The organism is Microbulbifer maximicatervae (SeqCode) (genome assembly GCF_052467615.1).
Window position 1 is genome coordinate 3,561,614 of sequence record NZ_CP174319.1, and the last position, 19,831, is coordinate 3,581,444.

The 19,831-nt window shown below is 50.3% G+C and carries 18 protein-coding genes; 7 read left to right on the forward strand and 11 right to left on the reverse strand.

Going from position 1 to position 19,831, the window contains the following annotated elements; translation table 11 throughout:
* A complete protein-coding gene (locus ACJJIM_RS15780) occupies positions 1-576 on the reverse strand; it encodes an LON peptidase substrate-binding domain-containing protein (protein WP_444911418.1) in 576 nt (191 codons plus the stop codon).
* A gap of 194 nt (positions 577-770) precedes the next feature.
* Between ACJJIM_RS15780 and ACJJIM_RS15785 the strand changes: the two genes are divergently transcribed.
* A complete protein-coding gene (locus ACJJIM_RS15785; protein WP_282931463.1) occupies positions 771-1,052 on the forward strand; it encodes a peptidylprolyl isomerase in 282 nt (93 codons plus the stop codon).
* Between the two features lie 73 nt (positions 1,053-1,125).
* Here the strand turns inward: ACJJIM_RS15785 and ACJJIM_RS15790 are convergent, their stop codons facing one another.
* The 4 genes from ACJJIM_RS15790 to mpl all read right to left on the reverse strand — a co-directional run bounded on the left by ACJJIM_RS15790 (position 1,126) and on the right by mpl (position 6,181).
* On the reverse strand, positions 1,126-3,708 hold the full coding sequence (locus tag ACJJIM_RS15790; RefSeq protein ID WP_444911419.1) for an efflux RND transporter permease subunit: 2,583 nt from the start codon (positions 3,706-3,708) through the stop codon (positions 1,126-1,128).
* 119 nt (positions 3,709-3,827) lie between these two features.
* Positions 3,828-4,115, reverse strand: coding sequence for a SelT/SelW/SelH family protein (locus tag ACJJIM_RS15795; protein ID WP_282931461.1), 288 nt, complete (start codon positions 4,113-4,115; stop codon positions 3,828-3,830).
* The gene (locus ACJJIM_RS15800) at positions 4,105-4,767 is read right to left on the reverse strand and encodes a flavin prenyltransferase UbiX (protein ID WP_444911420.1); all 663 of its coding nucleotides are present in this window, start codon (positions 4,765-4,767) and stop codon (positions 4,105-4,107) included. Before ACJJIM_RS15800 ends, ACJJIM_RS15795 begins: the two co-directional genes overlap by 11 nt.
* A gap of 31 nt (positions 4,768-4,798) precedes the next feature.
* Positions 4,799-6,181, reverse strand: a complete 1,383-nt coding sequence (gene mpl, locus ACJJIM_RS15805; protein ID WP_444911421.1) for a UDP-N-acetylmuramate:L-alanyl-gamma-D-glutamyl-meso-diaminopimelate ligase — start codon at positions 6,179-6,181, stop codon at positions 4,799-4,801.
* Positions 6,182-6,468: 287 nt separating this feature from the next.
* Between mpl and ACJJIM_RS15810 the strand changes: the two genes are divergently transcribed.
* Positions 6,469-7,731 carry a 6-phosphofructokinase gene (locus ACJJIM_RS15810; protein WP_444911422.1) on the forward strand — a complete coding sequence of 421 codons (1,263 nt, stop codon included), beginning with the start codon at positions 6,469-6,471 and terminating at the stop codon, positions 7,729-7,731.
* A gap of 66 nt (positions 7,732-7,797) precedes the next feature.
* Here the strand turns inward: ACJJIM_RS15810 and ACJJIM_RS15815 are convergent, their stop codons facing one another.
* The 3 genes from ACJJIM_RS15815 to ACJJIM_RS15825 form a co-directional block, all read right to left on the reverse strand.
* Positions 7,798-8,160, reverse strand: a complete 363-nt coding sequence (locus ACJJIM_RS15815) for a VOC family protein (protein WP_413663152.1) — start codon at positions 8,158-8,160, stop codon at positions 7,798-7,800.
* A 30-nt stretch (positions 8,161-8,190) separates the two neighbouring features.
* Positions 8,191-8,559, reverse strand: a complete 369-nt coding sequence (locus ACJJIM_RS15820; protein WP_282931456.1) for a hypothetical protein — start codon at positions 8,557-8,559, stop codon at positions 8,191-8,193.
* A 456-nt stretch (positions 8,560-9,015) separates the two neighbouring features.
* A complete protein-coding gene (locus ACJJIM_RS15825) occupies positions 9,016-11,868 on the reverse strand; it encodes an ExeM/NucH family extracellular endonuclease (RefSeq protein WP_444911423.1) in 2,853 nt (950 codons plus the stop codon).
* Positions 11,869-12,132: 264 nt separating this feature from the next.
* On the opposite strand from ACJJIM_RS15825, the gene ACJJIM_RS15830 reads away from it, so the two are divergent.
* Together ACJJIM_RS15830 and ACJJIM_RS15835 are read left to right on the forward strand one after the other, a co-directional pair.
* Positions 12,133-12,603, forward strand: a complete 471-nt coding sequence (locus ACJJIM_RS15830) for a MarR family winged helix-turn-helix transcriptional regulator (RefSeq protein WP_444911424.1) — start codon at positions 12,133-12,135, stop codon at positions 12,601-12,603.
* A 2-nt stretch (positions 12,604-12,605) separates the two neighbouring features.
* On the forward strand, positions 12,606-13,580 hold the full coding sequence (locus tag ACJJIM_RS15835) for a S41 family peptidase (RefSeq protein ID WP_444911425.1): 975 nt from the start codon (positions 12,606-12,608) through the stop codon (positions 13,578-13,580).
* Between the two features lie 28 nt (positions 13,581-13,608).
* Here ACJJIM_RS15835 and ACJJIM_RS15840 read toward each other — a convergent pair whose 3' ends face one another.
* Positions 13,609-14,208 carry a pyridoxamine 5'-phosphate oxidase family protein gene (locus tag ACJJIM_RS15840; protein ID WP_444911426.1) on the reverse strand — a complete coding sequence of 200 codons (600 nt, stop codon included), beginning with the start codon at positions 14,206-14,208 and terminating at the stop codon, positions 13,609-13,611.
* 103 nt (positions 14,209-14,311) lie between these two features.
* Between ACJJIM_RS15840 and pdxR the strand changes: the two genes are divergently transcribed.
* The 3 genes from pdxR to ACJJIM_RS15855 all read left to right on the forward strand — a co-directional run bounded on the left by pdxR (position 14,312) and on the right by ACJJIM_RS15855 (position 17,969).
* On the forward strand, positions 14,312-15,766 hold the full coding sequence (gene pdxR / locus ACJJIM_RS15845; RefSeq protein ID WP_444911427.1) for a MocR-like pyridoxine biosynthesis transcription factor PdxR: 1,455 nt from the start codon (positions 14,312-14,314) through the stop codon (positions 15,764-15,766).
* 260 nt (positions 15,767-16,026) lie between these two features.
* Positions 16,027-16,836, forward strand: coding sequence for a right-handed parallel beta-helix repeat-containing protein (locus ACJJIM_RS15850; protein WP_444911428.1), 810 nt, complete (start codon positions 16,027-16,029; stop codon positions 16,834-16,836).
* 200 nt (positions 16,837-17,036) lie between these two features.
* Positions 17,037-17,969 carry an ADP-ribosylglycohydrolase family protein gene (locus tag ACJJIM_RS15855; protein WP_444911429.1) on the forward strand — a complete coding sequence of 311 codons (933 nt, stop codon included), beginning with the start codon at positions 17,037-17,039 and terminating at the stop codon, positions 17,967-17,969.
* A 178-nt stretch (positions 17,970-18,147) separates the two neighbouring features.
* On the opposite strand, the gene ACJJIM_RS15860 is transcribed toward ACJJIM_RS15855, so the two are convergent.
* Both ACJJIM_RS15860 and msrA read right to left on the reverse strand, forming a co-directional pair.
* Complete coding sequence (locus ACJJIM_RS15860) at positions 18,148-19,191, reverse strand: alpha/beta fold hydrolase (RefSeq protein WP_444911430.1); 1,044 nt, start codon at positions 19,189-19,191, stop codon at positions 18,148-18,150.
* 25 nt (positions 19,192-19,216) lie between these two features.
* Positions 19,217-19,807, reverse strand: coding sequence for a peptide-methionine (S)-S-oxide reductase MsrA (msrA, locus tag ACJJIM_RS15865; RefSeq protein ID WP_444911431.1), 591 nt, complete (start codon positions 19,805-19,807; stop codon positions 19,217-19,219).
* Positions 19,808-19,831: the final 24 nt, after the last annotated feature.

The window sequence follows — 19,831 nt, forward strand, 5'->3', positions numbered from 1 at the left end:
CTATTCCCGCGTCCAACGATCCAGGTTCTCGGCAATAGTTGCAAGCCGCATAAGAGGATCTTCTACCGCTAGCAAGTCGGTGCGAACCTTATCCTCCAATGGCAGAAGCTGAGCCAATTGCCAGGATAGTGAGTCCGCAGACTCCACCGGCTCAAATTTAAGTGATAGCGTCTGTGCCCGCTCCTTCAACTCCTCCAACACCGACAGAAGACCATCGCAATCCGCCGGAATCGGCTTTTCATCTTCATCTGGTATCCACTCCACGTCCCCCAGAAGCAGGTCATCTTCTGCGCGACGGGTGTGGACAATGCGAAAGCGACGCCGACCTTTCACCTCCACGTTTAGCAGCCCTCCCTCGCCCTGTCCCCAATCCACGATGTCGACATAAACACCGAGAGGCCATACTGAAGCGCGCCCCACTTCACCCCCGGAGCGAATCAATACAATGCCGAAGCCACTATTGGTTTTCATGGACTCACTGACAAGGTGAATATAGCGCTGCTCAAAAATCCGCAGGGGCAAAGTCACGCCGGGGTATAGAGGGACACTCAGGGGAAAAAGGGGTATCTGTTGCAAAGTCATCACTCATTATTTTTTGTGTGCCCTAAAGATAACATCGCCCTAGGGAACTCTGCGGCAGGTTAAGAGACTTTTTACCGCCAACCGGTTGGATTGCGAGCAAGTTTTTCCACTTTGCGGTAATTGTCGCTGGCAAGCCCAACACCCAGCCTTTAAGCTGCTGCGGTAAATTGACCAAACGGAGATTTTTCATGCCTACAGCAACCGCTCGCCATATCCTGGTTGAAAATGAACAGCAGTGCCAGGACCTGAAACAGCAAATCGAGAACGGCGCTGACTTCGGTAAAATTGCCGAGCAGTACTCCCAGTGCCCCTCTAGCCGTTCCGGCGGTGACCTGGGCTCTTTCAGCAAGGGAATGATGGTTCCCGAATTTGACAAGGTCGTATTTTCCGAAGAGCTGCACAAGGTGCATGGCCCAGTCAAAACCCAGTTTGGCTACCACTTGCTGGAAATTACCAGCCGCCAGGACTGAGTCCCGACTGTTAAGCAGACATAAAAAAAGCCGGGGTTATCCCGGCTTTTTTTATATTTCAAATTCCTTCGATTCAGGCGCTGGGCGCCTCCTGCATCGGTGCCTCGGGCTCAACTTTATCAGCTTGCCTCTGACGGCCGAGCGGCTTGAACATCACCAGCAACAGGGGCAGAAGTGTCAGGGAACCCAACAGTGCGGCGGACATCGCCAGCGCGGTGAGGAGACCGAAATAGATCGACGGAACAAACTTCGACAGCGCCAAAATTGAGAAACCGACAATAATCGTGATCGCAGTGTAGAACATGGCACGACCAATCGTCGCATGGCTGCGATGCATGGTCGCCAGGTAATTGCCATCTTTGGCAAACTCAGCGCGGAAGCGATACAGGTAGTGAATCGCATGGTCCACTCCGATACCCACGGTAATCGCGGCGATAGTGATGGTCATCATATCCAGCGGAATGCCCGCAAGCCCCATACCACCGAGTACCACACAGGCCGCCAGCATATTTGGCACCAGTGCAATCAGAGCAATCCACAGAGAGCGGAATAGCACCAGGAACATCAGCAGGATTCCGACAAAAACAGCACCCAGGGTCAGGATCTGGGACTTAAACAGGCTCTGTAACATATTGTTGTACAGCACCAACAGGCCGGTCTGATGGACATTCTCTGGAGCAATACCCATCTCATTGTGAGCGTAGTTGTAGATGCGCTGGATCAGCTCATCGCGACGCAGGGTGGGATCTGTCTCCATCACCCGCAGGGTGATACGAGCCTGGTTGTTCTCCACAGATAAATAGGGGTCTACCAGAACGGAGCGAATTTCGGCCGGCAGGCTGGTATTGGCCACCGCCAGCTCAAAGTCATTGAGGGGACCGCCATTCAGATCCACGGCAACTTTATACAGGGTCGCCAGAGATTGAACCTTGCCTATCTCCGGCTGCTCCTCCAGGTAATCATGCAGCTGCTCCAGCTTTGCCAAACCGGCAACCGTAAACCAGTAGCTCTGCTCCACTGACTCCTCTTCACCGCCAAATGGATCATCGGAGGCAAAGGGGTCCTCATCTACAGCGAAGGGATCTTCCTCTGCTTCCATCGCAAAGGGATCTTCTTCTCCCTCGAAAGCTGCCTCCTGCTCCTCGGGCTGATCCAGGATAATATCCAAGGTCACAGTGCCGCCCAGGCGGCGGTCAATCACCAGCATGCCCTGATAAATTTCCGTGGAATCATCGAAGTAATCGATAAAGCGGTTTTCCACTTTCAGCTGGGATATGCCCACCACACTCACGACGGCTGCCAGCAGTGAAATACCTAGCACCACAAACTTGTGGCGCTCGGCAAAGCGGGAAAACTGCAGGGTAAATGCGTGGGAGTTATCTGCACTCACACTGCCCACACGCTTCGGCAGCACCATCAGGAAACTGGGAATAATCAGGAACGACAGCAACAGAGCCACGGTCACACCCATTGTCATCATCCAGCCAAAATCGATAACCGGGCGAATGCCGCTCACCACCAGGGACACAAAAGCCACGATGGTGGTCAGTGCGGTATACAGGCAGGGCTTGGCCATAAAGCGCACTGTCTGCAATACCAGCTTTTCAAGATCCCAATCTGGGTTCTGGGCAATATATTCTCGGTAGCGCACCGCCAGGTGGATGGTAATTGCCAAGGTAATAATTAACAGCAGTGCGACAAAGTTGGCCGAGATCACTGTCAGTCGCCAATCCAGCCAGCCGAGTAGTCCCAGCATCACTACCGCAGTGGTAACACAAGTCATCAGCGGCAACAGCACCCAGCGCGGCTGGCGGAAAATCAGCAACAGGGTAATCACGATAAAAGCGAGGATCCCCACACCGAATACCAGCAGGTCGCTTTTAATAAACGAAATCATATCGGCGGTAATCATGGTGACACCACCGAGGAACAGCTCCGCTTCGCCGTTGTAGCCAGCCAGAATTGCGCGCACGGTATCGACGCGCTGGTGGGCAATTTTTTCTTGCTCAGTACGGTGGGCCAGATAGACCGCGCTGATCTCCTCCAGGCGAACGGCCTCTTCTGGAGTCAGTCCCTCTGTATTGCGCTTGCTGCGTAAAGCATCCCGCTCGCGCACCATCTCGATACCGCGGCTATCCAGTTTCAGGTTCGCCAGTATGGCCGTCGTCTGCCCGTCCGGGCTCAGGATCAACTCCCGATAAATCGGGCTTGAGAGGAACTCTTGCCGGGCCATATCCCGATCGACATCGGGCCTGGCGAGCGTGCGCACCTCATCGCTGATATCGGTGAGAACCAGCTTGGGGCTGTACAGCAGTGGGACATCGAGAATGCTCTGCACACTGGACACACCATCTACCTTGGCCAATTCATCTCGCAACTTGCCCAGGGTTTCCAGGGACTCATCACTGAACAGGTCCCCAGTCTTGGAGCGGTAAGTGACAACCAGGAAGTCGCCACTGGCATAGCGCTCGGAAATCTCGCGGAAATAATCCAGCGATTTATCAGCTTCCAGAGTGAGGGAATCGGCAGAGGCGTCGATCTTCAGGCGGGACAATCCGAGGGCTGCCAGCAGGGTTAACAGGCCGATAACCACCAACACCGCAGCGGGCCGCTTGGTCACCAAGTATTCATAAGACTTCTGTAAAGCTGACAGCATAAATTTCCGCTTCTTTCCAAACTAAAAACTGGCCGCATTGCGGCGCGCATATTGTTCGCCTATGCGATGAATTAGCAAACCTAAAATTTGCCACCGCACCGTTTTATTGGAACTTTTTTTCAGGGATTGTCGATATGCCCCAGGTCGCGCTCGGGAAACAGGGTATCCCTGACGCGACGTTTGAGCTCCTTGGCACCGGGAAAGCCGCCGTCACGCTTGCGCTCCCAGATCAAAATTTCGCCAATCCGAATCTCGAATACTCCCCCAGTACCCGGTTGCAATGCAACCTGATTGAGGTCATCGGCGAAAGTGTGCAGCAATTCCTGGGCCATCCAGGTGGCTCGCAACATCCAGTTGCACTGCACACAGTAGTGAATCGTAATACTCGGTTTTATCTCATTGCCCATCCTGCTCTCCCCAGCTGGGCAACAGCTTCTGCTCGATGCCCAACTGGTCGAGCAACCGCGCCACCACGAAGTCCACAATATCTTCCACCGAACTGGGCCTCTGGTAAAAGCCAGGGCTGGCCGGCAGGATCATGGCCCCCATGCGGGTGAGTTTCAGCATATTTTCCAGGTGAATCTCGGAGTAAGGTGCCTCGCGGGGAACCAGAATGAGCTGGCGGCGCTCTTTCAGGGCTACATCCGCAGCCCGCTCAATCAGGTTGTTCGATGCTCCACAGGCCACCGCAGACAAGGTGCCACCACTTGCCGGGCAGATCACCATACTGGCTGGCGCCCCGGTTCCAGAAGCCACCGGGGAAAACCAATCGCGCTTGCTGAAAAGGGTCAGCTGGCCTTCCTGCGCGGCAAAACGATCGGCGAGGAAATTCTGCAACTCGCGCTCATCGCCCTCCGGCAACTGCATATCAGTTTCGGTGTTGATGACCACCTGAGCCGCCTCGGACAGCAGCAGCCATACGCGCACATTCGAAGCCAGCAGGCACTGAAGCAGGCGCAAACCATACTGGGCACCGGAAGCCCCGGTCATAGCCAGGGTCACGGTCTTCTCGAAAGGAGATTGATGCAAAGTCGATACCTTATTAAGCCCTGCGAGCATAGGACTGCGCAGGAAACATTAGTCTTCTGACTTAGAGATCGTATTTCTGTTCCAGGGCACCGATAAGGCGCTGGTGGATACCGCCAAAGCCGCCGTTGCTCATCACTACGATATGGCTACCGGAATCGGCTAGCTGCAAAACAGATTCCACACCATCTTCAATCGAATCAAAAGTTTTGGCCGGCACCGATGAGTGGTGGGCGACGTCTTCCAGGGACCAGTTAACTCCCTCAGGCTGATACCAGAGCACCACATCGGCCCCGGAGCAAGAATCGGCCAGCTTGCCCTGATGCACTCCCATACGCATGGTATTGGAGCGCGGTTCAATCAGGGCAATGATTTTATCCTCCCCAACCTTCGCCCGCAGGCCATTGAGGGTGGATTCAATCGCGGTAGGGTGATGGGCAAAATCATCGTAAACACGGATGCCGGCCACTTCTCCCAGGCACTCCATACGACGTTTAACCCCCTGGAAGCGTGCCAGAGCTGCCGCACTCAAATCTGGGGTGACACCCACATGCCGCGCCGCAGCCATAGCCGCGAGGCCATTTTGCACATTGTGCTGCCCGGTCAGGTCCCACTCGACCCGCGCCACGACTTCGCCTTCAAACTGAACCGTAAAACTGCTGCCATCGGCGGCGATATCCACTGCGCACCAATCACCCACTCGCACACCTTCGGCAGACTCGCTACCAACCCGCTGCACTTCACTCCAGCAGCCTTTATCAAGTACCTGCTCTACATTCTCTTCGGAAGAGGCCACTATCAGGCCGCTAGCAGGCACAGTTCGTACCAGGTGATGGAATTGTTTCTGGATTGCCGCCAGGTCCTCAAAGATATCTGCGTGGTCAAATTCGAGATTGTTGATAATCACCGTGCGCGGGCGGTAGTGCACAAACTTGGAACGCTTGTCGAAAAAGGCAGTGTCATACTCATCCGCCTCAACAATAAAGAAGGGAGACTCTCCCAAACGAGCAGAGACACCAAAATTAGCCGGGACCCCACCGATCAGGAAGCCGGGCTGCATATCTGCCGCTTCCAGAATCCAGGCCAGCATACTGGCGGTGGTGGTTTTGCCGTGGGTTCCGGAAACCGCCAATACCCAGCGGCCACCCAGGAAGTGATCGCACAACCACTGGGCGCCAGAGGTGTAAGCCAACCCTTTTTCCAGCACCGCCTCTACTGCCGGATTCCCCCGGGACATGGCATTGCCAATAATCACCAGGTCCGGGGCGGGCTCCAGCTGTGCGGGATCATAGCCCTCGGTAATTTGGATACCCGCCTGTTGCAACTGGGTGCTCATAGGTGGATAAACATTGGCGTCACTGCCGGTTACGCGGTGCCCTTCCGCCACCGCCAGTTGGGCCAAACTGCCCATAAATGTGCCGCAAATACCTAGAATATGAATATGCATAGCGGAAAAATGTACTCCTACGGGTTGCGGCGCAAGCTTAACACGGCAATTCGGGCCAGTAATTGCCAAATACCCCAGTTACCATGCAATTTACTCGCTATTCCATTAGACTCCGCCCCCGCATTGGTCGGCCTCATCCCCGGTACGGTGGTAGGAATTTTCCCGAAAGGGTCGACACCCGATACGAGCTCCCGGTTATCCCCACTGGCACAATTGTTTAAAACTAGATGCGAGGCGGACTACCGGATCGGGATACTTCTCTATATCTCTATAAGCACAGGATAACCATGTCGAAAAAGAACGCCTTTTATGCGCAGTCCGGTGGCGTTACCGCCGTGATCAACGCATCCGCCTGCGGCGTAATTGAAGCTGCGCGTGAAAACCCGGACCAGATTGGCAATGTATACGCAGGGCTAAACGGTATTCTCGGCGCGCTGCGCGAGGAGCTGATCGACGTGAGCCAAGAGAGCGCAGAGGATATTGCTGCACTGCGCCACACCCCCTCCGGTGCCTTTGGTTCCTGCCGCTATAAACTGAAGAGCCTGGAAGAGAACCGCGCAGAATACGAGCGCCTGATCGAAGTCTTCAAAGCGCACAATATTGGCTACTTCTTTTACAACGGTGGCGGCGACTCCGCAGACACCTGCCTGAAAGTATCCCAACTGTCCGAGACCATGGGTTATCCAATCCAGGCCATCCATATTCCCAAAACTGTGGATAACGACCTGCCCCTGACCGACAACTGCCCGGGATTTGGCTCCGTTGCCAAATATGTTGCTGTGTCCACCAAGGAAGCAGCCATGGACGTAGCCTCCATGTGCGCTACTTCCACCAAAGTATTTATTCTCGAGGTGATGGGCCGTCACGCGGGCTGGATTGCCGCTGCCGGCGCTCTGGCCCAAGAACAGGAAGGCGATGCACCCCACATTATCCTGTTCCCAGAAATCGCTTTCGATAAAGAGAAGTTCCTCGCCAAGGTACAAAAGACCGTAGACGAGAAAGGCTACTGCGTTATCGTCGCCTCCGAAGGCGCCCAATACGGCGACGGTACCTTCCTTGCCGATGCCGGCACCACCGACGCCTTTGGCCACAAGCAGTTGGGCGGTGTTGCACCGACCCTGGCCAACATGGTCAAAAGCGAACTCGGCCTGAAGTACCACTGGGCCCTGGCAGATTACCTCCAGCGCGCCGCCCGCCATATCGCTTCTGCTACCGATGTTGAGCAAGCCTACGCCGTAGGTCGCGCCGCAGTGGAAATGGCTGCAGCAGGCAAAAATGCCATTATGCCAGCCATTATTCGCGCAGAAGGTGAAGAGTACAGCTGGTCCATCGCAGAGGCGCCACTGTCTGAAGTCGCCAACGTAGAAAAATTTATGCCGCGCGAATATATCAGCGAAGACGGCTTTGGAATTACTGAAGAGGGACGCAAGTACCTGCTGCCATTAATTCAAGGCGAGGACTACCCTCCCTACAAAAATGGCATTCCCCAGTACCCCACCCTGAAAAAGCAGCTGGTGGAAAAGAAGCTGGCTACCGATTTCGAAGCTTAATAGAAACGGTTGCCAGTCTCCCAAAAGCCTCCGAGTAAAATCGGGGGCTTTTTTCTGTAAACGCCTCTACGCAGACTCCACATCAGACCAAACCGCAAATTCATTGCCGCAAGGTTCCCTAAAATGGAAGCGCCTGCCACCGGGAAACGGGAAAATTGGCTTGGCTATTTCGGCTCCGCATCGCGTGACCTTCTCCAGGGTACCCTCCAGGTCGCGGCTGTATAACACCACTAATGCAGATCCATTTTCGGTAGTGCTCTGCAACTCTGCCTTGAAAAAGCCACCATCCAATCCAGCATTTGAAAAAGCGGTGTACTCCGGACCGTAATCGGTAAAAGTCCAATTAAATGCCTCGGTAAAAAATGCTTTTGTCTTACCCAAATCCCTGGAGGGCAACTCAATATAATTAATTTTCTCGCACTCTCTCATAAGCTCACCATTTTCCTTATTTTTCAATTTTCAGGCTGTAGGTCGCACAGGGGTATTCACCACCTGAAAACTGCCATTTGCCAGCGCTAGTGGCCGATCCTGATAGAGAATAATGGCGCGATCCATCATCTGTACAAAATCGAGCATCGCATAAAGCACCACACCTTTTCGCCCCTGATATATATCAGGCCGATAAATCAACGCCGCCATCCTATCGTCCATGGCTTCATAGGTATATGAAGCTTCCCCAACTAACTCTCCCGACGCCGTAACGTAACAATGTGTCGCGGTTTCATAGGTTACCGTGTGGGTAGAAAGGTCGGGGAAATCACCTTGCTTTGAATAGTGGGTGCCGGTCCATTCCAGGCTTAAACCTTCCAATGTCTTAAATGCCTGCAAACTATGTCTCCCCCAGTGGTTTAATAGCTTCGCTGATCACTAGTAACTGATTTACCTGAAGCAATAAAACACACGCTGACTAAAAACGACACTCTTTGCATTAAATATTTATCTATTTTGATACGTCTCTGATAGGCCCCAGTGATATCTCAATACTCCAGGAAGACATCTTAGGCACTTTACTCAAGTCTTTTTCCAATTCAGGGATCGGGCACACACAAACACTTTCCCCTCCAATGATCCATATAATAAAGATTTTAATGACTCGTAATGGAGTCTTGCCGGGCTACCAATATGAAAACGAGGAAGTGAAACACTCGGGCATATGCCCAAGGAGGTAAAGATGAAAAATACGTAATTAACGTGGAGAGGAAAGAAAACGGCCGAATATCTCTTGCCTTAATATCCGACCGTTCAATATGTGGAGTTAATTATTTATTGTTGTTGATATCCATCTCAGTGCCAAAACGGCTTGCGAATCTCAATTTCACGGTAGGCTTTATCTTCATTACCCAGATCGTCTTTCACTGTCAGGGTAATTTCATAACTACCACCGGTGGCATAGCGATGCAGTGCCATGGGGCCGGAGCGGCTGGTGCCATCACCAAAGTCCCACTCATAGCTCAGGTTACCGTCGCCATCGTAACTACTGCGCTCTTCAATCCACACCCAGCGCAGGAAGGTGTGGACTTTAAAATCAGCCCGAAGATCAACAACCTCCTCAACTGGTACAAGCTGCTCAACGGTGGAGATCGCTCCCCGGTCGTCCTCAACCTGGAGAATTACAGAATAAGTGCCTGCTGCATCGTAGCTATGACTGGGGTTTTGCTCAGTACTGGTAGTGCCATCACCAAAATCCCAGGCCCAGCTAACGATAGTGCCATCGGTATCGACGCTGCTGTCGAAGTAGTTCACTTCGAAGCCTTCAACACCCCACTCAAACCCAGCAACCGGCTCCTGGTTATCTGCCCCCAGATCCAGCTCAACCACAAGCGGATCGTGATCTGAAGCGCGGAATGCATCAGTCGAGTAGAAACTCTCCACCTGCTCATCGGTTTTATTCTCGATGTTGTAATCCAGCACCCGAGGCTCGTCGGCATTGATATGCCAATCGGCCGCACCTGTTACCAAAGGAGCCAGTGACTCACTGGCGAGGGCGTGATCCAAGTAACCGGACTCACCGCTGTAGACATAGGAGTAAGCTTCTCCTTCACCGAAAACCTCCAACAAATCAGCGTAACCAGCGTCCTTTAGAGTGCTAATTGGGTTTTCGCGGGCGTAGCTATTGAGGTCGCCGAGCACCAGAACACGGTCGTTGCCGCTACCTGTCGGGTCAGAATCAATCCATGAAACCAGGGCATCTGCAGCTTCGGTGCGCAGGGAGTTCCAGCAGCCCTGTCCATCACCCAGATCATCGTTCAAACTGCCATCTTCGGGACAGCTTCCCTTCGATTTAAAGTGGTTGACCACCACGGCCAGCTCTTCACCACTTGATAGTTCGGCAAAAGCCTGTAGCAGAGGTTGGCGGTTACCGTCATCAAAGGGATAGCTATCAGTTGTCGCGGCAGCGCCTACAGGCATTACCCGATCGCTGCGATAAATTAGCCCTACAGTAATTTCATCGGTGCCCAGTTGTGTCAGGTCTGGATTAATAAATTGATAGTTTTCACTGCCAGTAGCCGCGTTAAGGCCATTAATTAAATCCTGAATAGCACTTTCCGAACCGTAGCCATCGTTCTCAATTTCCATTAAACCAACTACATCGGCATCCAGGCCTAAAATAGCGGAGATAATTTTATGTCTCTGGCGCAGGAATTCATCTTCAGTATCAGCCCCACGGGAAGTAGGGAAACCGCCGCCATAACCATCGCCATTGAAATAATTCAGAACATTAAAGCTGGCGATCTTTAAACTGCCCTTACCCGGTAATTGTGGAGCGTTTTCACGCAGGTTGGCAGCAACAAATTCTGGCGCCTCCACGGGATGTACTCGGTAGGCGCTGTAGCTATATCCCATTACACCGCGCAATCCCTCTACCGTATCGCCATTGCGTAAGGTATTACTGGCACTGAGGCCGGAGACGGGATAAGGCACAGCTTCCGGGTTCTGCACACTGGAACCATCGTCCAGCACAATCCTGTTCAGATCGTTTGCACTTTCCTGTGCTACGGCTGCAACCCCAGGCTCATTGTTGTGGGTGGGAGTATAGAGGCGGCCATTGGCCAGGGTGACTTCACCATAGCGCCCCAGGTTATAGTGATCATTCACTGTCAGGGCTTGCGGGAACTCAACCAACATACCCTCGTATTGCTCCTGCTCTTCGGCAGAACTAAACGGCAGTGTAACTTCCTCGGCAGTCACACTGTAGCCGCTACCACAAACCGTGACGCCATCAACCTCGTCTAATTCAGTAAAGTCATAGTATTCAGTAACCACACCACCGACGCGAACCAAGTCCCCAACTTGCACAGCTACACCGAAGCCTTTGTCGTGTACAAACAGTCCTTCAGAGGTATTGATCTGGCCATCCTGATCACTGTCTTCCTCTTGCAGGAAGAAGCCGGAAAGGCCAGTGCTGGTATCTTGGAAGTCACCAACAACAACCGCTTCAATTTCGTGGCGCTCATTCTCCAGAGTGCTTTCAAACTCATCACCCTGAACCTGGCTGATTAACGTAGAAATATCTCCGCAATCGCCGAGAACAACATCGTCATCACCGCCATCATCTCCACCACCAGTGCCGTCTTCGCTGTGCCAGCCGAGGTTGGAAAAGTCATCCTGACCTGCGCTAGACCACTCTGAAGCTGGGTCAAAATCCGTACTGCCGTCGGCACGGCCTTCGCTCACACTCCAGTTGCGAATTAAGGTTTGGTTCTGGGTCCCCAGACTGCTGTCGCCCCATTGGCTACCGGGATCAACACCGATCTGGCCGATAACATCCACATATCCATTGGGGCCACTCAGGGCAACCGCATCATCCCCGTTAAACAGGCCGCTGGTATAAATCTGATCGGCTACTGACAGGATTGAGGAGTCAGCACTGGCGTGGGCGAATACGTAAACATCGCCGTCTGCCAAGCTGCCACTTAGGGCGATGATTGAAGCCGCCGCAGAGGAGCCATTGAAGTAAAGTTCAATGCTGTAGCTACTGAGGTCAACCGCTGCACCCGTGCCATTGTAAATTTCAAGGGCCTTATTGTTGCTACTGCCCTCGATATATTCAGAAATAATGAGGTCGCTGGCTTGGACCTCTTCAGCCAAAAATGGTAACCCCAGGGCTGCAAGGGCAGCCAAGCCAATCTCTTTCATAATGTTCTCTTCACTCGTACCTGACACAGATCACGCGGCGCAAAGATTGGCGGTTAATTCCTAAAGTTCGATGAATGAAATATGAAATTTAAATTTCAGCTCTTTGTTCAAAAATCCATTTCACACAGAACCCGCCAAACTCGCCACACAATGCAAAAAAAGCGCCAAAGAATTTGTACGGGGTGATGAATAGCGGCAAAGAAGCTTGAAAAGTTCGCCAAAAGTTATATAGTCACTTATATAAGTGCTTATGGAACAGCTTTTATGAAATACAGCCAACTGGGGACTCAGCTTCGTCACATTCTGGAATTACTGGATGGCGATGTAGCAGAGAGCTATAGGGCCTGTGGCCTAGAGAATTACAAACCCCGCTACACCCCGATAATGCGTGCACTTATCCACAAGAGAGATATCACCATTAGTGAGGTGGTAGCGAGCACCCACATTTCCCAGCCCGCAGTGAGTCAAACTGTAAAAGACATGATTAAGCAAGGGCTGGTACAGACCTCTTCTGGAGAGGATGCTCGCCAGCGCAAAATACGCTTGACCCGCAAAGGCAGTGCGTTGATACCCAAGTTAAAACAGCAGTGGATAGCAACTCTGGAAGCTGAGCAGTCCCTCAATAGCGAATTACCGACAGAACTATCAGAGCTGCTCAATCAAGCAATTCAAGCTTTAGAGAAACGTCCTTATTTAGAGCGGATACAAGAAAATCTATCAATAGAGGCTACATAAATATGAAACGCCAACTCAAGATGAGTTTAGCGGTATTAATCAGTTTTTTTTCCATGTCTCTCGCGGCAAGTTCCGGCGCAATGAGTTCCTGCCAGTTTGAGACAGGCCCGGTTATTAAAGCTGCTGCAGTAGCTATTCAGAAGCACTATATATTGGAGGAAAAAGGACAGGCGCTATCCGCTCAACTCAATAGCCTGGCAGAATCCAAACACTTTAATCATCTTTGTAGTGACTACCAACAATTAGCCAGCGCACTTACCAAAGAAATTCGCACCCTTTCCGGTGATAAGCATTTCTATATAGAGCATATAGATAACCAAAAAGAAGCCCACAATTGGATTGAACAGTGGCAGGCTGAAGCGCCCAGCAATAACTACGGCGTTAAGAAAATTGAGATTCTTCCCGGTAACATTGGCTACCTTTCCCTCTCTTCTTTCCACACCTATAAAAATGCCCACCAAACCCTCGCTGCGGCTTTCACCCTGCTTCGCCACAGCGAGGGCCTAATACTCGATTTACGCAGTAATGGCGGCGGAGACGAAGAAACCGCCAATGCTGTTCTGCAGTCATTTATTGACCCCCATTCTCCCTTTCCCTTTGTTATTGAAAGCCGCAAGGGGAGAGAAATACCGAAACGTATTTCACCTCAACCCTGGCCCACCTATGGGAGTGACAGACCAATGGTCATTCTGATTGATGGGAGATCCTTCTCTGCATCTGAGAGTACCGCCTTCGCACTACAACAGCTGGGCCGAGCCACGATTGTCGGTAATGCCAGCGCCGGTGGGGCACATATGATGGAGTCCCCCAAATCCCTCCCCTATGGCTTTGAAATCGGTATCCCAGATAAACGCCCGGTTTCTACGATTGCCGGCAGCCGCCCCAATTGGGAAGGACAGGGTGTTATCCCCGATATTGAAGCCGGCCAGCAGGAGATCATTCAAATCGCATTAAAAGTAGTGGCAGAGGCCCTATAAGGCTCCCTTTACTTTGCTAAATTGAGCACTAGCGAAACGGGCACACAGGCTTGACCCCGCTCCACACAGGCAGAGCCAAATCCTCTTTATTATCGGATGGCGCGCCAGTTCGGCTTTTGAAAGCCCCCTCCTCTATAGTCATGCGCATCAAAGCTGTTCCCTTGCGCTCCTGTAGGCTGGGGAGGCGCACCTGATCCCAGCGCCCCGGCTCTATATCGTCAATAATCGCTTTAAAAACCGCATCAAATTCCCGCTGCTCTTTGACCCTCTCACCTCGGCAAAACAATACCGCAGAGCGATAATTAGCACTGTGATGATAAGCTGACTTGGCCAGTACCCACTCATCGCAGCGGGCAAATGAAATACAGACCTGTTCTCCTGCCTCCAATAGTTTTTGTAGCCGGCTCTTGTTAGCCAGGTGAAAATACAAAAACTCCCCCAGACGCCAAATGGTTAAAGGAATAATGATGACTTCACCGTCTTCAATAAAACCGACATGGCCTAGTTTTAGCTCATCGATAAGCTTATAAACATCCTCTCGCCGATAACTGGCACGCTTGGGAGCACGACGTACACGACTCTTTGCTGAGGTTGGCAATTCATCAGAGATTGGCGAATGTAAATTCATAAAACCTCCTTTAATTCACTCTGGTATGAAATAGATATCGCCAATGTAGGATCTTGCTGGTACGCTGATAAGCGCCAGTTTTAACTATTTCATGGTGCCAGTTTTGAGTGCTGCCGAGCTTACAGACCTAACTCTCGAATCAGGCCAGCCGCTACAGGAACAGTTGTATCGACAATTGGTAGATTGGATCTGCAACGGCCGGCTGGCTGCTGGTACCAAGCTCCCCTCCTCGCGCCGGTTGGCTGAATTCCTCTCTATCAGCCGCAATACGGTGACATTAGTTCTGGACCAGCTGAAAGCGGAGGGCTTCCTTACCAGCCATCCAGGGAAAGGCGTATTTGTATCTCCCGAATTGCCGGCCTACACAAAGAAAACACACAGGCAGGGTTGGCAAGCACAGAAGAGTAGGTACTTACCATCACTTTCTCACTATGGTGATTTTGCACAGACTTTATCTTGGGGTAAGAAAAGTGAAGATCAATCTCTTCCCTTCACCCCCGGCCTACCGGATCTAAGCTCATTTCCATTCACTATTTGGAATAAATTATACCGCCGCCACCAATCCAGGTTAGCTCTTGCAGGTTACGGGCAAAGCCAAGGTTATTTACCTTTGCGTTTAGCACTTACGGAATACTTGCGCAACTCCCGGGGAGTTCGCTGTAAGGCTGAACAAATTATTATTACCAATGGAGCTCAGGAGGCCCTGAATCTATGTGCACTGGTCGCGATTAACCAGGGAGACAAGGTTTATATAGAAAACCCGGGATATCGCCGTGCTCGAGTAGCTTTCCAATCTGTTGGAGCAAAGCTCGTACCAGCGAACCTGAAAGATAAGCACTTGGATGTTGATAAGCTGGTCAATAGTGCAACCCAAGCCAAGTTACTTTTTACTACGCCAACACATCAGTACCCAATGGGTGGTGTTATGCCCGCAGGTGAACGGATCAAACTGTTGGATTGGGCGACACAGGCGAGCTGCTGGATAATTGAAGATGATTACGACAGTGAGTTTTCATTCCAACATAAACCCGTCGCGGCACTCCAGGGCATGGGAGAAAATACACCTGTGTTCTACATGGGGAGCTTTAGTAAGACCTTACTACCCAGCCTACGATTGGGCTATTTAGTGGTGCCTAAATCTACAGTAGCGGCATTTACCCAAGCAAAAGAAATGTTATCTGGCCACTCCCCCTTAGTCACACAAGCTGTCGTGGCAGACTTTCTCGATGAGGGGCATTTTGTGCGACATCTTCGCAAAATGCGTTCTAGCTATATGAAGAAATGGGAACATTTCTGTCAGCTTATTCGAGAAGAAATACCACCTCCAGCCGGACTAATTGCCAGTAGTGCCGGTATGCACTTGGTTATATCCACGCCGGGACACGACGACATCACCCTTTCAAAAAAACTACGCGAATACGGATTTGGCAGCACACCACTATCGCTCTTCTATTCCAATAAAAATGAAGATTCAGGGTTGGTGCTCGGGTTTGCCAATACAACTTTCGAACAGAGGGCAGATTGCGTAAAGATTCTCGCAAAAAATCTTAAAAAGTAGCCATTGCACACCCAAACAACGCTTATTTTTATAATGCCGGCTTCTTCATTTTTCGCACCAGCATTAAGCACCTCCACCTAAAATAAAAAAGTAAATATTTTAATAGAATAAAAACAATCTATTATCACCAAAATATCAAATAAAACCCAATAAATTAGGAAAAATTTCCTATGGTTCTTTCCCAAACCTAGGTCACAATCTCCATGGCTTTGGGTGTTCACTCTCTTTTTTAATTACTCAGATAATTAGGGAAATTTGATATGAAAAATAGAAATATGAATTCTATAAAAGCATCATTGCTCGCTGTATCCGGTATTGCAGCACTATCGCTCTCCGCCGTCGCATCAGCTGTCAGCTGTGGAGATACCATTACAACCGCAGAATCACTTACCGGCGATATTCTTGGCTGCGCAAGCCATCCTGCACTCGTGATAGATGCTGGCGGATCACTCGATATGGCGGGTTACCACCTCAGCTGTGATGGCAGCGGAATTGGCATTCAATTGAAAGACAGCGATAGAGTCCTTGAGGATACTGTTGGTGGAAGCACTATCACAAACTGTAACAATGGCGTATCTGCCGAAGGCGATGGCAGCCATCAAATCTTTGATATCACTGCTTCATCAAACTCTATTGCAGGAATCGCCCTTTGGAGTTCAGGCAATACTGTTGAAGCCTCCGATGCTAGCGGCAATGGGGGTATGGGCATACGCGTTATGGGTGACGGTAATCGTGTGAGATACTCTGTTGCATCAAGTAACGGTCTCCAAGGAATAAAGATCGTTGGTGACAATACTCTCATCAGATTCAATGAGACGATTCTCAATATGTCGAGTGGGATTGTAATTGATAGTGGGGATGGCGGCATTGTTGCCAACAATCTATCAGATAATAACGGCGTTAACGGCATTATGATGTTGGGACTGGGGCAAGTCGGATACTTGATCATTGGCAATACCGCAGAAAATAATGCTGGCGCAGATCTTGCTGACCACAACCACCCTGCTTGCACTGGCAATGTATGGATTAGAAACACTTTTGGCAGTGCTAACGATGCCTGTATTAATTAAATGATATAGCGACTTTAGTGGCGAGCCGATTAGCTTTAAATATCGGCTCGCTCTTACCTAAAATAAAATCCTTCCACTCGCAAGCCATTAACTACCAATAGATGTTTTCTAGAATAAAATTATTACTTATAACAGCAATTAATAGTGGTCCTTATAGCTAGTAGCGACTTCCCCTGAGAGTAAGGTATTGAAATCAAAAAATGATAAAGCTCAGTAAATACAGAGGTTGCTTTAAAGGAATAGCCATCGGCGATTCATTTGGCGCCCCGTACGAGGGTGGCATTCTAGAAAGACAACTCTGGAAAATTATCGGGAAAACCGAACAGGGTAGAAAGCGTTACACCGATGACACGCAGATGTCTATTGATATTGCGACCTCCTTTCTTGAACATAATTACCTTGATCAGGACCACATAGCCAAAAAATTTGCCCAAAGTTATCGCTGGAGCAGAGGATATGGTCCCAGTGCAGCGAAACTACTCAAAGGCGTCAGGGATGGTAAACGCTGGCAAGATTTAAACCGAAAAAAATTTAAGCACGGTTCTATCGGCAATGGGGCCGCCATGAGGGCACCTATTATTGCCCTCTGCCACCCCCAAAATGACTATCGCCTCAAGCAATATGTACAATCGGTGTCTGAAATCACCCACGCCCATCCAGTTGCTGTCGAGGGAGCATACTTGATCGCTATCGCCATCTGTGAATCCCTGCAAGATCGCTCAAACAGAGAGATTTTGAACAAACTGGAAGTAAGCTGTAAGTCCGAAATATATCGCTGCAAACTGGAAAAGTGTGCGACTCTACTGTTTAACCAGAAGATCCCACATCCGCAGCAAATCAAGCAATGGCTGGGTAATGGCATTACCGCGCCAGAGTCCTGTATCACCGCCATTTACTTTGGACTTAAGTATCGAAACTCTCCTTTAACGTCTGTATTAGCTAATATTTTTTCTCTAGGTGGTGACACAGATACCTTGGGTGCCATGGCTGCTAGCATCTGGGGGGCATTAAATGGAGAAGACCGAATGGAAAGTATGGCCGACAAGGTCGAAAACATCGATTTTATTACCGAGCTTTCTGAGAAACTCTATTTCACCCAATATCAGCATGAACAAGCCTTACAACCCGCATAGCCTACTAAAAAGGGAGAAGGGAAGAATACACCGTGCTTGGACCCTATGGTGATTCTTTTCTTCCACCCCAGTAGTAAGCCTTAAACAAGTAGAGCGGATCGTAAAATAACCAAAATGTTAATTTAAAAATCTCTGACAACTTAACCAGAGCACCATGAGGCTATTAAGAAGTGCTTTATTAGGACTGGATACTTCTCACCCTGGCCAAAAGCTTTTCGATACTTTTAACAGTAGTGCGCGCCCCAATAGCGCCAACAAAGAAGAAATGGTTACCTGTAACGGTCTGTGAAAAATAAGCGGAAGACGAGCGGATAATAAGCTGTACTAGCTCCCACCTTTCCCTTGGAATCTGCTCTGGAGATGCACTTCCTAAAAGTTTACTGGCAAGAACTCGATTGCGAATAAATGCCCAATCATCAATATTGCACAGCACGTTTTCCAAATCCCCCATTGAATCACTCTGAATAACAACGGGAATTGGATAGTCCAAGAAATCAAAGGTGTTTGCCGTTTTCAATGCCCTGGAAAGATCTTCCTTAAACCCTTGCCCATCATACATTAATCCAGTGCCAATAAGCGCGATGGGAATTGCTCCAAGGAACGCCTCCCGATAGATATCTTTGGGAATAATTGTGTGTTGGTTTAAGGAATTCTGCTCATCAAGCGCGGCCAAAAAGGCAGGATATATGCCCTTTCGACTGGCCATCCCATCAACTGTCATTTCGATGGCCTTGGCATTAGCTTCGGGAAGAAAGCCCGGCAATGCGGGTTCTGCGGCCATAGCCACAAAGCATTCAATCGAAAAATTCAAGGCTTTCGCCGCCCTCGCTAGAGCCCCAGCGATTTTCCCTCCCATACTCCAGCCGCACACCACTACCGAATTTGGAAGGTTATATTCAGACAAAATCTTGGCAATAATTTCTGCAGCCTGATCTCCCCAATCTTGAATTGTAAACTCCGGGTGAGTACTACAAAAAACGGCATTTTCCACAGGGTAAGAAATAGCAAGGAAGGGAAAACCCGCTCGATTAACCCAGTGACTTATAAAATCATCTGAGCGGCCACCGGGATAGCCGTAGAAAATACGCGCTAGATGTGCTGTGCCTGGAATAAATACCATTAGCGGATTGGTACTAACCGCCGAAATATAACGGTAAAGCACTGGAAAATCATTGATTGTTTCCAGGACTTCCCCGTCAAACAAAGTGGGACTCGGTGCCATATTCACCCTGCGGAGAGGCAATCCGTTAACTTGGCGCTTTCCCCCAGACCTCCTCTAAGCGCTTATCACGCCCACAGCGGTAGCGATAGTACTTGTAACGCAGGGGATTACGTTGGTAATAGTCCTGATGGTAGGCCTCTGCGGGATAAAAGGTTGCAGCGGGTTTTATTTGTGTCACCACCTTTTTACCCAACTCCGCTTCTACCTTTTTCTTGCTCTCCTCTGCTAACACCTTTTCTTCTTGATTGTCGTAAAAAATCTCGGCTCGGTACTGGTCACCGCGATCGCAAAATTGACCACCAGAATCAAAAGGGTCAACGTTGTGCCAAAAAATATTCAGTAAGTCGGAATAGCTGACTTTATTCGCATCGTACTTTACCTGAACAACTTCCGCATGCCCCGTACCACCGGAAGATACCTGTTCATAGGTCGGGTTTTTGACATGGCCACCGCTGTATCCTGAGGTGGTTTCCAAAACGCCATCGACCTTGTCAAAAGGCGGCTCCATGCACCAGAAACACCCTCCTGCGAAAATAGCCGTGCGAATATTCGATGAATCCTGAGCCAGGGAAATACTGGCCAATGAGAGGAACAAGAGAGCAATAATACTGCGCATCATTCAGTCCTTTACCGATTGTCG